Here is a 13,301-nt window from a genome sequence, read left to right on the forward strand (position 1 = left end):
CACAACCTCTGCAAACTGGCCAAGGCCGCAACATGAGCCAGAACATCCCGCTGAACCCATTGCACAAATGCAACAAAAATCAGATTATCCAGACAGGCTCCTAGCGCATGTTCCGTTCAGGCGGAATCGCCTGAATGGAACATGCGGCAGGTGCACAAGTTGAGCATGATCATATCGCAAAACCGGTTGCACTTTTGCGGATCGTGCTCAGCGCGTCAGGGCGTAGAGCGTCACCGCGCAGGCGTTGGAGACGTTGAGGCTGCGGATCGGGCCGTTCATGTCCAGCCGCGCGAGATGATCGCAGCTCGCGCGCGTCAGCTGGCGCAGTCCCTTGCCCTCGGCGCCCAGCACGATGGCGAGGGGCGGGGTGCGGTCCACCGCGGCGATGTCCTCCGGCGCGTCGCTGTCGAGGCCCAGGATGCGGAAGCCATAGCCCTTCAGCTCCGTCATGGCGCGCGCGAGGTTCGTCACCTTTACGAAGGGCACGTGCTCAAAGGCGCCCGAGGCTGACTTGAGGAGCACGGCCGAAGCTTCCGGGCTGTGGCGCGCGGTGGCGACCAGTGCGGTGACGTTGAAGGCGGCACAGGTGCGGATGATGGCGCCGACATTATGCGGGTCCGTCACCTGGTCGAGCAGCACGACAATCCCGGATTTCGCAATCTGGTCGAGGCGCGGCTGGTCCAGCGGCTTCGCCTCGATCAGCAAGCCCTGGTGCACGGCATCTTCCCCCAGCCGCCGGTCGAGCACGTTGGGGTGCACGATCTCGGGCGTTAAGCCGCGGGCGGCAATCTCGGCCGCCAGCTTGTCCGCGGCGTTCTTCGAGGCCTTGAGGGAATAGATCTTGCGCCTGGGGTTCTTCAGCGCCTCGGCGACGGGGTGGACGCCATAAATCAGGTCATTCGGCTCGCTCATGGCGCGCTTCTAGCAAGGTGCTGGGCCAAGTGGGAGAGAATCCGGGGGCAGGGCTCGCCTTTGGTGTGATTGCCGGGGGCTCCGGGGCGGTCTAAACCTTGTCCCGCAACGCCATTTCCGGGGTGCCATGTTCAAGAAGATGTTGATCGCCAACCGTGGCGAAATTGCCTGCCGCATCATCAAGACCGCCCGCCGCATGGGCATCAGGACGGTGGCCGTCCATTCCGATGCCGATGCCCGCGCGCTGCATGTGGACATGGCGGACGAGAAGGTCCACATCGGCCCGCCCGCCGCCGCCCAGTCCTATCTCTCGATCGAGAAGATCGTCGAGGCCTGCCGGAAGACCGGCGCGCAAGCCGTGCACCCTGGCTATGGGTTCCTCTCCGAACGTTCCGCCTTCCCCAGGGCGCTGGCCGCCGCGGGCATCACCTTCATCGGCCCCAACCCCGGCGCAATTGACGCGATGGGCGACAAGATCGAATCCAAGAAGGCGGCGGCCGCGGCGAAGGTGTCGACCGTCCCCGGCCATATGGGCATCATCGGGGATGCGGATGAGGCGGTGAGGATCGCGGGCGAGGTCGGTTACCCGGTCATGATCAAGGCCTCCGCCGGCGGCGGCGGCAAGGGCATGCGCATCGCCCATTCGGAAGCGGAGGTGAGGGAGGGCTTCACGCGCGCCAGATCCGAGGCCAAGTCCTCCTTCGGCGATGACCGGGTGTTCATCGAAAAGTTCATCCTCAACCCGCGCCACATCGAAATCCAGGTGCTGGGCGACAAGCATGGCAACGTCATCTATCTGGGCGAGCGCGAATGTTCGATCCAGCGCCGGAACCAGAAGGTCATCGAGGAGGCGCCCTCTCCGCTGCTCGATGAGGCGACCCGGCAGGCCATGGGCGGGCAGGCCGTGGCGCTGGCCAGGGCCGTGAACTACGATTCGGCGGGCACGGTGGAATTCGTCGTCGGCCAGGACCGCTCCTTCTTCTTCCTCGAGATGAACACGCGCCTGCAGGTGGAGCACCCCGTGACCGAGCTCATCACCGGGATCGACCTCGTGGAGCAGATGATCCGCGTCGCGGCGGGCGAGGAACTGAGGATCAGGCAGCCGGACGTCACGCTGAAGGGATGGGCCGTCGAAAGCCGCATCTATGCCGAGGACCCCCATCGCAATTTCCTTCCCTCCACCGGCCGGCTGGTGAAATATCGTCCGCCTGCGGAGCAGGTCGCGGATGGCGTCACGGTGCGCAACGACACGGGCGTCCAGGAGGGCGGCGAGATATCGGTCCATTACGATCCGATGATCGCCAAGCTCTGCACCCATGCGCCCACGCGCTCCGCCGCCATCGGCGCGATGGCCGGGGCGCTGGACGCCTTCCACATCGACGGCATCCGGCACAACATTGCCTTCCTCTCCGCCATAATGGAAAATCCGCGCTGGCAGTCCGGCGTGCTCTCGACGGGTTTCATCGCCGAGGAATTCCCCGGCGGTTTCACCGGCCGCGCGATCACGCCGGACATCAAGTCGAAGCTGGCCAGGGTGGCGACGGTGCTCGACCATGTCGAGAACCGGAGGAAGCGGCTGATCAACGGGCAGATGGCGAACCACGGCGTCAGCCCCGCCACGGCGCGCGTCGTCAGGCTCGACAGGGAGTTCATTCCCGTCACCGTGTCGGAGGAGACGGACCGTCAGGCGGATGCCTGCGGCTGGGCGCCCGGCCAGCCGGTCTTCTCCGCCGATCTGGGCGATGGCCCGGTCACCGTTCAGGTGAGGCGCATCCTCAACGGCTACAGCCTGTCCTGTCGCGGCGTCGCGCTGGAAGCGCATGTCTACACCGGGCGCGAGGCGGAACTGGCGAAGCTGATGCCGGAGAAGGCGCCCGCCGATACCTCGAAAAAGCTCCTGTGCCCGATGCCGGGCCTTGTCATCGCCATCCCCGCCGCCCCCGGCCAGGAGGTGAAGGCGGGCGAGCCCCTGGCCATCGTCGAGGCCATGAAGATGGAAAACATTCTCCGCGCCGAGCGCGACGTCACCATCAAGGCCGTCAACGCCAGACAAGGCGACAGCCTGCAGGTCGACGCCGTCATCATGGAATTCGCATGAGCGTGACGGCCCTTCATGTCATCGTGGAGGGCCTCGCGCAGGGCGTGGGCTTCCGCGCCTATGTCGAACGCGGGGCGAGGTAGAGGGGTCTCGAAATTGGTAAGTGTGTTGGACAATTCATCCGGTTAAGACGTATGACGGGGCCTCTTTAAGGAATATCCGATGCGCCGATCCGCTCTTGCCGTCCTTGCCGTCCTCACGCTGGCCGCCCCGGCGCGCGCCGACTTCATCAAGAATGCCGAGGAATGGCAGCGCCTCGGCCCGGACGGGCAGGCCGCCTATGCCATGGCGATCTTCGACGTGCAGTCGGTGGTGACCGCCGACAACAAATACACAGCGGCGCGGGCCATGGGCCTGCGCGCCTGCGGCATCGGCCTGCAGCTCAAGGGCGCCATGGTGGCCCAGGCCATCAACATCTTCTACCGCGACCATCCGGAGGCGCGGGTGGCCACGCCCTTCGTCGCCTTCAACGGTTATTTCGAGCGCGGTGTCTGCAGCCCCTTCATCAACAAGGCGCGTGAGGAAATGGGCCTCAAGCCGATGAAAGTCGCACCCCTGCCGGAGTCGAAGCCGCAGCCGGATGAGCAGCAGCAAGGCCGGCAGCCGGATACGATGCAGCAGTAGTCAGCCGAAGATCGGCCTGAAGGTCTTCTTCAGCGCCACGTCGAGGTCGGCCATTGTCACCGGCAGGCCTAAATCGGCGAGGCTCGTCACCCCGTGATCGCGGATGCCGCAGGCCACGATGCCACCGAAATGCGACAGGTCCGGCCCGACATTGATCGAGATGCCGTGGAACGTCACCCAGTGGCGCACGCGGATGCCGATGGCGGCGATCTTGTCCTCGCGCGCGCCGCGCCTCACCCACACGCCCACCCGGTCCTCGCGGCGCTCGCCCGTCACGTTGAACTGGCCCAGCGTGTCGATGATCCATTGCTCGAGCGCCGCCACGAAGGCCCGCACGTCGCCGCCGCGGCGCCTGAGGTCCAGCATCACATAGGCTACGCGCTGGCCGGGCCCGTGATAGGTGTACTGGCCGCCGCGCCCCGTCTTGAACACGGGGAAGCGCCCGCGCTCCACGAGGTCTTCCTCATGCGCCGAGGTGCCCGCCGTGTAGAGCGGCGGGTGCTCGAGCAGCCAGACGCGCTCCGGCTCCGCAGCCCTGGCGATGGCCTCCACATGCGCGTCCATCTTCGCCATGGCCTCCGGGTAGGCCACGAGCCCGTCCGCCAGTTCCCAGGTCACGGGATCAATCGATCTCAGCGAAAGTTCTATGTCGTCGCGTGCGGCCACCCCTGTGCTTTACACAAGACCGGAGTTCGCGCGCAACGGGCTCGCCTGCGCGGGCAATCTGCGGGTGGAAAGAGAATGGGAAAGACAACCGGCATCGCTGGCGCGCTCGCGGCTTGCGAAGCGCCGCGCGCGCGGCCCGCGAGGCGCCCATGCCCGCCGGACTGCGGCGTGGACGGCGCGGCGCTCGGCAGGGGTTCGGCGATTCAGACCGGCCCGGAACTGGACGCCGACAGCATCGCCATCCGCGCGCTGAACGGCGAGAGCCTCAATGACGGGCGCGCGGAACTCTGCCTGGTCCCGATCTGCGACGGACTGACCATGGCGCGAAAGAAGGACGCCGGCGGCTTCATCTGAGACGGCGGACGGCGCGTCCCTGATCCGCAAGTTGCCAATCCGCTCGCGTTGCGGCAATGGAGCGGCGCATGGGCGCCGAACAGCCAGCGGCACCCGGCAGGGGCCTGGTTATTTTTCTCTGCGCTTTTTACGGCGGGATTTGGCTTTGGTCGGCGTGGCAACCGGGCGACCGGCTCGCCTGGTTGCTTGAAAACATCCTGCCCACCGCCCTGGCGGTCGCACTGCTGATCGGCTGGCGGCGGCGCCCGCTTTCCGCCACCTCCTGCATCCTGCTGTTTCTGTTCATTGCTCTGCACCAGATCGGGGCGCATTACATTTATTCCGAGGTGCCGTGGGGCCGGTCCATCGGCGCCGCCTTCGGCAGGCAGCGCAATGATTTCGACAGGCTGGTGCATTTCAGTTTCGGACTGCTGTTGTTCTTGCCCCTGCGCGAGATGCTGCAGGCCTGGCTGAACCCCTCCCAAATCAAGGCTGGCATCGGCGCCATCGTCCTCATCCTCGCGGCCTCCGCACTTTACGAGATCATGGAAATGCTGGTTGTACTGGTGGTTTATCCGGAAACCGGAACCGCCTTCTTGGGCCTCCAGGGGGATATCTGGGACACCCAGACGGACATGGCGCTGGCATTCCTCGGCGGTGTGCTGGCATTCTGCGGCGCAGGCCTCGCATCGGCCGTCCGGGACCGGCCGCAGGCGGGCTGAGGTCCGCCGCTTGCCTTTGGCCAGCCGCTCGGCTATAGGCCGCCCCGTTAACTTGACAAAACCACACGCGGAGTGAGGCTCCGGCACACGAGGTTCGCCTCCACATAGTGCCAGATCCATCCGGTGCCGGGGAGACCCGGTCACTTTCTCCGCGGCGGATCAACCGGAAAAGGACCTTACCTGCATGGCGCTGCCTGAATTCACCATGCGTCAGCTGCTCGAAGCTGGCGTTCACTTCGGCCACCAGACCCACCGCTGGAACCCGAAGATGCGCAACTATATCTATGGCACCCGCAATGGCATCCATATCATCGATCTCTCTCAAACCGTTCCGCTGCTCCACCAGGCGCTGGTCGCCGTGGCGGACACGGTGGCCAAGGGCGGCCGCGTGCTGTTCGTCGGCACCAAGCGCTCGGCCTCGGAGCTGGTGGCGGATGCCGCCAGGCGCTCGGCCCAGTATTACGTGAACTCCCGCTGGCTCGGCGGCACGCTCACCAACTGGAAGACCATTTCGCACTCGATCAAGACGCTGCGCACCACGGACGAAGTCCTCGGCAAGGAGAATTCGGGCCTCACCAAGCGCGAGCTGCTCGAGCTCACCCGCACCAAGGAGAAGCTCGACAAGTCGCTGGGCGGCATCAAGGACATGGGCGGCGTGCCCGACATCCTGTTCGTGATCGACACCAACAAGGAGCAGATCGCCATCAAGGAGGCCAACCGTCTCGGCATCCCGGTGATCGCGGTCATCGACACCAACTCGGACCCCGCCGGCGTCACCTACCCGATCCCGGGCAATGACGACGCGGGACGTGCCGTGACGCTTTTCTGCGATCTCGTCAGCCGCGCCTGCATCGAAGGCATCTCGCTCGCCCAGTCGGGCTCGGGCATCGACATCGGCGCCGCCGAGGAGCCGGTCGCGGAACAACTCCACGCCGCCGGATAATCCGGCCCCCGGCCGTCACTTGATTGTCACGGGGCCTGCCGCATGAACACGGCGGGCCTCACGCTCTTTCAAACCACAAGAGGTAAATCATGGCCGAAATCACGGCTGGAATGGTCAAGGACCTGCGCGAGAAGACCGGCGTGGGCATGATGGACTGCAAGGCGGCGCTTGCCGCCACAAATGGCGACATGGAAGCCGCCATCGACTGGCTGCGCGCCAAGGGCCTCGCCAAGGCCGCCAAGAAGTCGACCCGCGTCGCCGCCGAAGGCCTCGTCGCGGTGGCCGTCGATGGCGTCACGGGCGCCGTCGTCGAGGTGAACTCGGAAACTGACTTCGTGGCCCGCAACGAGAAGTTTCAGGCCATGGTGGCGGAGATCGCGAAGCTGGCCCTCAAGGCCAATGGCGACAGCGAAGTGCTCAAGACCATGCACCTTCCCGGTTCGCCGCATGCCGTGGCCGAATACGTGGCCGAAATGGTTGCCGCCATCGGCGAGAACATGACGGTGCGCCGCACCGCCGCGCTCAGAGTGACGGACGGCGTCATCGGCTCTTACGTCCACAACCAGATCGCGCCGGGTATGGGCAAGATCGGCGTCATCGTGGCGCTGGAGTCGACGGGCGGCAAGGCCCCGCTCGCCGAGTTCGGACGCATGCTGGCCATGCATGTCGCCGCGGCCAACCCGGTCGCCCTCACGCTGGAGCAGGTGCCCGCCGACCTGTTGGCGCGCGAGTCCGCGATCCTTGAGGAAAAGAACGCCGGCAAGCCCGCCAACGTGCTGGAGAAGATCGTGGCCTCCGGCCTCAAAACATTCGCCAAGGAAAACTGCCTGCTCGAACAGGCCTATGTGCATGACGGCGCCAAGACCGTGACGCAGGCCATCGCCGAGGCCGCCAAGGCCGCGGGCGCTGATGTCAGGCTCGTGGGCTTTGTGCGCATGCAGCTCGGCGAAGGCATCGAAAAGAAGGAAGACGACTTCGCGGCCGAAGTCGCCAAGATGTCCGGCAACTGAGCCTTTTGCTTTTGAGGTCACGCATCACGTCTTCTCCCGCTCCTGTGGCGGGAGAAGAAGGGACCCGTTGCGTCAAGCAACGGGGAGATGAGGGGAAGCGGGTGCATACATGCGTCGGAGCCCGCAGTCCCTCACCTTCCCCAACTTCGTTGGGTCCCCTTCCTTGTATCTCGACTGTGCCGCCTGACCCCGCTGGGATCGGCGTCGCATGGGTACTGGCGGCCGCCAGGACCCATGCTCGGCGATGTCGCCCGTCCGTCCTCCGGCTTCAACCGTGGGAGAGCCTGGAATCTTCGCCGTCCTCACGCACAACCGAACAGTCGCTCGTTCACGCGAATGCAAGAACAAGGCAGGTTACCGTGACCAAGATCACCTGTTGAGTGGATATTTCCAAGACACACCTCGATGCCGCCATATGGCCGGGCGGCGCCTTTGAGCGCTTCGCCAATAATGCCGAAGGCATTGCGGCACTCGCCGCCTTCTGTACCGGCCATGAGGTGGAGCGGGTGGCGATGGAGGCCGCCCTGTTACGTCAGGCGCGGCCGGGCGAAATCGCCGCTAGAGCGCCGGGCGATGGCGAGGGCGGCGATCCCGTGCCGGCTCATGATTCCATTGCCCTTTGCAGATTGGCGTCCACCGCGTCTAGGAAACCCTCGGTGGTGAGCCAGCTCTGATCCGGGCCGATGAGGACGGCGAGGTCCTTGGTCATCTTGCCTTCCTCGATGGTCCGCACCACGACCTTCTCCAGCGCATCCGAGAACCTGGCCAGCTTGTCGTTGCCGTCCAGCTTGGCGCGGTGCTTGAGGCCGCCGGTCCAGGCATAGATCGAGGCCGCCGAATTGGTGGAGGTCTGCTTGCCCTGCTGGTGCAGGCGGTAGTGGCGCGTCACCGTGCCGTGGGCGGCTTCGGCTTCCACCGTCTTGCCGTCGGGCGTCATCAGCACCGAGGTCATGAGGCCGAGCGAGCCGAAGCCCTGCGCCACGATGTCGGACTGCACATCCCCGTCATAGTTCTTGCAGGCCCAGACATAGCCGCCGGTCCATTTCAGCGCCGAGGCCACCATGTCGTCGATCAGGCGGTGCTCGTAAAACAGCTTGCGCGTCTCGAACAGGACCCTGAACTCGGCGTCGTAGATCTCCTGGAATATGTCCTTGAAGCGGCCGTCATAGGCCTTGAGGATTGTATTCTTGGTCGAGAGATAGACCGGGTAACCGCGCATCAGGCCATAGTTGAAGGACGCGCGGGCGAAGTCCTTGATCGACTCGTCCAAATTGTACATGGCCATGGCCACGCCGGCGCCGGGCGCCCTGAACACTTCCCGCTCGATCACCGTGCCGTCCTCGCCGGCGAACTTCACCGTCAGCGTGCCCTTGCCGGGGAAGGCGAAGTCGGTGGCGCGATACTGGTCGCCGAAGGCATGGCGGCCGATGACGATGGGCTGGGTCCAGCCGGGAACCAGGCGCGGCACGTTCCCGCAGATGATCGGTTCACGGAAGATCACGCCGCCCAGAATGTTGCGGATCGTGCCGTTGGGCGACTTCCACATCTGCTTCAAGTGGAACTCCTTCACGCGGGCCTCATCCGGCGTGATGGTGGCGCACTTCACACCCACGCCGTATTTCTTGATGGCGTTGGCGCTGTCGACGGTCACCTGGTCATCGGTCCGGTCACGGTTTTCCACCGAGAGATCGAAATAGTGCAGGTCAATGTCGAGATAGGGCAGGATCAGCTTCTTCTTGATGAGGTCCCAGATGATGCGGGTCATCTCGTCGCCGTCCAACTCGACAACCGGGTTCTGGACCTTGATCTTCGCCATGGGGAAAGCCTTCTGTTGCGCCGCCGAAAATGCTGCGCCGCGTATAGAGCATGATCCGCAAAACTGGAACCCGCTTTTGCGACAAGATCATGCTCCTGAGCATTTTCAGGTCAAGTGGAGACCGGTTGACCGTCGAAAATGCGACCAAACAAGGAAATGGAGCAGGTTTCAATTCCCGTGAACCGAAACCTGCTCCAGGCGGTCGTTGGCGAATGCGGCAGGCCTGACATCCGGGTAGACGCCGTCCGCGAAAATCCTTGTGCTGGGTTGCGCTGTGCAGTAGCCGCATGGCTGAGATTTGACCGTCACAATCCCAGCCGCCCGTCCCGTTCCGGAAGCCCCGCCATCGTGAAACTCACCATCGTGATACCCGCCTACAACGAGGAAGCCTATCTCGCAGACTGCCTGCGCCATGTGCTGGACGAGGTGGCGCAGACCGCAGGGCGGGAGGCGATCGAGGTGCTGGTCATCGACAATGCCAGCACCGACAGGACAGCCGAAATCGCCCGCTCCTTCGCGGGCGTGCGGGTGGCGCATGAGCCTGACAAAGGGCTGACCAAGGCGCGGCAGCGCGGCCTCGAAGAGGCGCGGGGCGAGATCGTCGGCTATGTCGATGCCGATACGCGCATGCCGCGCGGCTGGTGTGGGCAGGTGATCGGGAGTTTTGCCGCCGATCCGACGACCGTCTGCGTCAGCGGTCCCTATGTCTATTACGATCTCGGGCGGGTCTCGAAGGTTCTGGTGCGGGTCTTCTGGTGGGTGGCCGTGCCGGTTGCCGCGCTGACGGGCTACATGGCCGTGGGCGGCAATTTTGCCGCCCGCCGCGAGGCGCTGATCAAGATCGGCGGCTTTGACCGCAGCATCGCCTTCTATGGCGAAGACACGGACATCGCGCGGCGGCTCTCCGCCGTGGGACGGGTGCGCTTCATGTTGAGGCTGGTCATGCAGACCTCGGCCCGGCGCCTCAAGGCCGAAGGCCTCGCGCGCACCGCCGCGGTCTATGTGCTGAACTTCGTCTCCGAGGCCGTTCTGAAGCGCCCCGCCACCACGGACTACCGCGATATCCGATAGAGCAGGTTTCGGTTCCCCTGAACCGAAACCTGATCCATCTCTTTATCTGGTCGCATTTTCGACGGTCAACCGGTGTCCACTTGACCTGAAAATGCTTTAGTCCCGGCGCGGGTGCTTGCGCACCGGGCCCATCATCCACATCAGCGGGATGGCCGCCGCGGTGATCGCGGCGAACATCAGCCAGGCCTCGTTGATGGCGAGCGTCAAGCCGGCATCCTGGACCGCATCCATGATCGACATCATGCCCATGGCATCGTCGGGCGCGGGCACGTCGCCGGGCGGCATGCCCAGCAGCCGTGCGGCCTCCGGCGCGCCGCTGCGCACGAGGTCGGCAATCCTGTCGGCATGTTCGGGGGCGCGGCTGAAGATCACCGTGTCGGCGAGCGCGATGCCGATGGCCCCGCCCAGATTGCGCGAGAGATTGTAAAGTCCGCTGGCGTCGCCCACCTGGCTGAGCGGCATGAGCCCGAGCGACAGGCGGGTGAGCGGCAGCATGCAGAGCGCCATGAAGCAGCCGCGGACAACCTGCGGCCAGAACATCTGGTCATAGTCGGTGTTGACGTCCTGGAAGCCGCTCATGGCGACGCCCACCGCAAGGCCGGCAAAGCCGATGGCCGCGAGCGGCCGCGGCGGCAGATAGCGGTCGAGCAGCACGGCGATGGGCGCCGTCAGGAGCTGGGTGAGCCCAGTCACGAGCACGATGGCGCCGATCTCGAGCGGATCATGCCTGCGTACAAAGGCAAGGAAAACCGGCATGATGTAGCCCGCGCCGAAAAGGCTGGCGCCGAGCAGGAAGCTCGCCGCGCAACCATGGGCCAGCGTCCGGTCGCGCAGCAGCCGGAACTCGACGACCGGGTTGGGGCGCAGTATGGCGGCGCCGAGGAGCGCCGCCGCGAGCGCGAGCAGCGCCAGCACCCTGGCCGACATCCAGCCGTTGTCCGGCGCGTTCTTGAGCCCGATCTCGAGGGCGGCAAGCCCGGCGGCGATCACGCCCAGCGAAAGCCAGTCGAGCCGCCGCAGCAGCCCCAGCTGGCGCTCCGCCCCGGGCAGGCAGATAAGGCCTGCGCCAAGGCTGGCGATGCCCGGCAGCACGTTGACCAGGAACAGCCAGTGCCAGGACAGGTGATGCGTGATATAGCCGCCGCCGATCGGGCCGAAGGCCGGGGCGAGCACCGCCAGAACCCCGGCGGCCGCGGTGGCCACCGCCTGCTCGAGGCCCGGCTTGAACAGGGTGAAGATGGCGGAAAAGACCAGCGGAATAAGCAGTCCGCCGCAGAAGCCCTGAAGCACGCGCATGACGATGAGCGAGGTGAAGCCGCCGCTCAGCGCGCAGCCGACCGAGGCCAGCGTAAAGCCCCCGATGGCCAGCGCAAAGACATATCTGAGCGAAAAGATGCGGGTGAGGATGCCCGTCAGCGGAATGGCGATGACCTCGGCGATGAGATAGGAGGTCTGCACCCAGCTCATCAGATCCGGCCCGATGCCCAGCGCTTGCTGGATGGCGGGGAGCGAGGTGACGACGATCTGGATATCGAGCACCGCCATGAACATGCCGAGCGACATGGCGGCAAAGCCGAACCAGACGCGCAGCGGAGCGGCGTCCTCGGGCGGGGCCTTCTCCGTCATCGCGGCCCGGCGCACGGCGCACGCCCCCGCGGCGCGGGCGTGGGCGCGGCCTGGCAGGTGCGGGGACGGAGAATCTGGCGCATGGGCCCGCAATGTTAGGTGGCTTTGCCGCACGGTTGCAAGCCAACTTCATGACATTTCAGGCGCTTCAGCCGCGGGCGTCAGCTCCCGCCGGGGGACCTGCCTGCGCTTTGCGATTGATTGCGCTGAACGATCCTCTAAGCATCGCTTATGTCCTCGCTTCGCGCCTCCGGCGAAACCAATGCGCTTCGCCACCCGAAATTCGTGCTTTATCTCATGGCCATCGGCTGCACCTCTTTCGCGGTGCAGATCATGTCCGTCTCCGTGGGCTGGGAGATCTATGACATCACGCGCGATCCGCTGTATCTCGGCTATGTCGGCCTGGTGCAGTTCCTGCCGCCGCTGCTGCTGGTTCTGATGACGGGGCTTGCGGCCGACCGCTTCAACCGGCGGCTGATCATGGCAGCTTGCCTCGGCCTCGAAACGCTGTGCGCTCTGGGCCTGCTTCTGTTCACCCTCTCGCACCCCGCCGATGTGACGCCGGTGTTCGGCATTCTCGCCGTGCTGGGCGTGGCGCGGGCCTTCATGAACCCGGCGTCCGACGCGCTGGCGCCGAACCTTGTGCCCAAGCAGGCGATCGCCCACGCCATCTCGCTCACCACCATGACCTGGCAGACGGCGAACATCGCGGGGCCGGTGGCGGGCGGATTGCTCTATGGCATCGGGGGGCCGGTGGCCTATGGCGTGGCCCTGGCGCTGGTGTTGACGGCCGTGGCGCTCATCCTCGCCATGGGCCGCGTGCTCCAGCAGCGCGAGGTGGAAAAAGAAGAAACGACACTCAGCTCGCTGTTTGCCGGTTTCCGCTTCATCCGGCGCGAAAAGCTGGTGCTGGGCGCGATCTCGCTCGATCTCTTCGCCGTTCTCCTGGGCGGCGCCGTGGCGCTGCTGCCTGTCTATGCGCGGGACATTCTCGAGGTGGGGCCCTGGGGCCTTGGCCTTCTGCGCGCCGCACCGGGCGTTGGCGCGGTGAGCATGGCGATCTATCTCGCGCGCTATGGAATCAAGGATCACGCCGGGCGCATCCTGTTCGTTTTCGTGGCGTTGTTCGGCTTCTTCACCATGATCTTTGGTCTTTCGACCTCCGTGCCGCTCTCGATCGCGGCGCTGGTGCTGATGGGGGCTTGCGACATGGTGAGCGTCTATATCCGCGAGACGCTGCTGCAGCTGTGGACGCCGGACGAGGTGAGGGGCCGGGTCAATGCCGTGAACCGCGTGTTCATCGGGGCCTCGAACGAGCTGGGCGAATTCCGCGCCGGCATGGTGGCGCGGCTCATCGGCGCGGTTGCCGCCGTGGCGCTGGGAGGCGCGGGGACCATGGGAGTGGCCTTCTTCTGGTCGCGCTGGTTTCCGGAACTGCGCACCGCGCGGCGGCTGGACGGGCGGGGCTGAGGCCGCTATT

At 65.4% G+C, this 13,301-nt stretch carries 11 protein-coding genes and 1 pseudogene; 8 read left to right on the top strand and 4 right to left on the bottom strand.

Annotated features, from left to right (window positions below; all coding sequences use genetic code 11):
- Nucleotides 1–207: 207 nt before the first annotated feature.
- Nucleotides 208–912, bottom strand: coding sequence for a 23S rRNA (guanosine(2251)-2'-O)-methyltransferase RlmB (gene rlmB / locus IOC69_RS08220; protein WP_290543064.1), 705 nt, complete (start codon nucleotides 910–912; stop codon nucleotides 208–210).
- Nucleotides 913–1,039: 127 nt separating this feature from the next.
- On the opposite strand from rlmB, the gene IOC69_RS08225 reads away from it, so the two are divergent.
- Both IOC69_RS08225 and IOC69_RS08230 read left to right on the top strand, forming a co-directional pair.
- Nucleotides 1,040–3,010, top strand: a complete 1,971-nt coding sequence (locus IOC69_RS08225) for an acetyl/propionyl/methylcrotonyl-CoA carboxylase subunit alpha (RefSeq protein ID WP_290543065.1) — start codon at nucleotides 1,040–1,042, stop codon at nucleotides 3,008–3,010.
- Nucleotides 3,011–3,172: 162 nt separating this feature from the next.
- Nucleotides 3,173–3,634 carry a hypothetical protein gene (locus tag IOC69_RS08230; RefSeq protein ID WP_290543066.1) on the top strand — a complete coding sequence of 154 codons (462 nt, stop codon included), beginning with the start codon at nucleotides 3,173–3,175 and terminating at the stop codon, nucleotides 3,632–3,634.
- Here the strand turns inward: IOC69_RS08230 and lipB are convergent, their stop codons facing one another.
- The gene (lipB, locus tag IOC69_RS08235) at nucleotides 3,635–4,282 is read right to left on the bottom strand and encodes a lipoyl(octanoyl) transferase LipB (RefSeq protein WP_290543092.1); all 648 of its coding nucleotides are present in this window, start codon (nucleotides 4,280–4,282) and stop codon (nucleotides 3,635–3,637) included.
- 93 nt (nucleotides 4,283–4,375) lie between these two features.
- Between lipB and IOC69_RS08240 the strand changes: the two genes are divergently transcribed.
- The 4 genes and pseudogenes from IOC69_RS08240 to tsf all read left to right on the top strand — a co-directional run bounded on the left by IOC69_RS08240 (nucleotide 4,376) and on the right by tsf (nucleotide 7,308).
- Complete coding sequence (locus IOC69_RS08240; RefSeq protein ID WP_290543067.1) at nucleotides 4,376–4,654, top strand: hypothetical protein; 279 nt, start codon at nucleotides 4,376–4,378, stop codon at nucleotides 4,652–4,654.
- A gap of 68 nt (nucleotides 4,655–4,722) precedes the next feature.
- A complete protein-coding gene (locus tag IOC69_RS08245; RefSeq protein ID WP_290543068.1) occupies nucleotides 4,723–5,355 on the top strand; it encodes a DUF2238 domain-containing protein in 633 nt (210 codons plus the stop codon).
- Between the two features lie 184 nt (nucleotides 5,356–5,539).
- Nucleotides 5,540–6,289: pseudogene (gene rpsB, locus IOC69_RS08250) on the top strand (30S ribosomal protein S2); the annotation flags it as partial.
- A gap of 98 nt (nucleotides 6,290–6,387) precedes the next feature.
- Nucleotides 6,388–7,308, top strand: a complete 921-nt coding sequence (tsf, locus tag IOC69_RS08255) for a translation elongation factor Ts (protein ID WP_290543069.1) — start codon at nucleotides 6,388–6,390, stop codon at nucleotides 7,306–7,308.
- Between the two features lie 601 nt (nucleotides 7,309–7,909).
- On the opposite strand, the gene IOC69_RS08260 is transcribed toward tsf, so the two are convergent.
- The gene (locus IOC69_RS08260; RefSeq protein WP_290543070.1) at nucleotides 7,910–9,124 is read right to left on the bottom strand and encodes an NADP-dependent isocitrate dehydrogenase; all 1,215 of its coding nucleotides are present in this window, start codon (nucleotides 9,122–9,124) and stop codon (nucleotides 7,910–7,912) included.
- A 348-nt stretch (nucleotides 9,125–9,472) separates the two neighbouring features.
- Here IOC69_RS08260 and IOC69_RS08265 point away from each other — a divergent pair, with 348 nt between their 5' ends.
- Nucleotides 9,473–10,195, top strand: coding sequence for a glycosyltransferase family A protein (locus IOC69_RS08265; protein ID WP_290543071.1), 723 nt, complete (start codon nucleotides 9,473–9,475; stop codon nucleotides 10,193–10,195).
- Between the two features lie 96 nt (nucleotides 10,196–10,291).
- On the opposite strand, the gene IOC69_RS08270 is transcribed toward IOC69_RS08265, so the two are convergent.
- Nucleotides 10,292–11,836: a DHA2 family efflux MFS transporter permease subunit gene (locus tag IOC69_RS08270; RefSeq protein ID WP_366935506.1), complete on the bottom strand. Its 1,545-nt coding sequence runs from the start codon at nucleotides 11,834–11,836 to the stop codon at nucleotides 10,292–10,294.
- A 216-nt stretch (nucleotides 11,837–12,052) separates the two neighbouring features.
- On the opposite strand from IOC69_RS08270, the gene IOC69_RS08275 reads away from it, so the two are divergent.
- Nucleotides 12,053–13,291, top strand: coding sequence for an MFS transporter (locus IOC69_RS08275; protein ID WP_290543072.1), 1,239 nt, complete (start codon nucleotides 12,053–12,055; stop codon nucleotides 13,289–13,291).
- The last annotated feature ends 10 nt before the right edge of the window (nucleotides 13,292–13,301 follow it).

Origin of the sequence: Aestuariivirga sp., assembly GCF_020252405.1 — a bacterium.
In the GTDB taxonomy this organism is placed as follows: Bacteria; Pseudomonadota; Alphaproteobacteria; order Rhizobiales; family Aestuariivirgaceae; genus Aestuariivirga.

Bases quoted from the DNA above. Each gene is read 5' to 3' on its own strand.
- rlmB (WP_290543064.1), bottom strand. From the start codon at position 912: ATGAGCGAGCCGAATGACCTGATTTATGGCGTCCACCCCGTCGCCGAG.
- IOC69_RS08225 (WP_290543065.1), top strand. From the start codon at position 1,040: ATGTTCAAGAAGATGTTGATCGCCAACCGTGGCGAAATTGCCTGCCGC.
- IOC69_RS08230 (WP_290543066.1), top strand. From the start codon at position 3,173: ATGCGCCGATCCGCTCTTGCCGTCCTTGCCGTCCTCACGCTGGCCGCC.
- IOC69_RS08240 (WP_290543067.1), top strand. From the start codon at position 4,376: ATGGGAAAGACAACCGGCATCGCTGGCGCGCTCGCGGCTTGCGAAGCG.
- IOC69_RS08245 (WP_290543068.1), top strand. From the start codon at position 4,723: ATGGGCGCCGAACAGCCAGCGGCACCCGGCAGGGGCCTGGTTATTTTT.
- tsf (WP_290543069.1), top strand. From the start codon at position 6,388: ATGGCCGAAATCACGGCTGGAATGGTCAAGGACCTGCGCGAGAAGACC.
- IOC69_RS08260 (WP_290543070.1), bottom strand. From the start codon at position 9,124: ATGGCGAAGATCAAGGTCCAGAACCCGGTTGTCGAGTTGGACGGCGAC.
- IOC69_RS08275 (WP_290543072.1), top strand. From the start codon at position 12,053: ATGTCCTCGCTTCGCGCCTCCGGCGAAACCAATGCGCTTCGCCACCCG.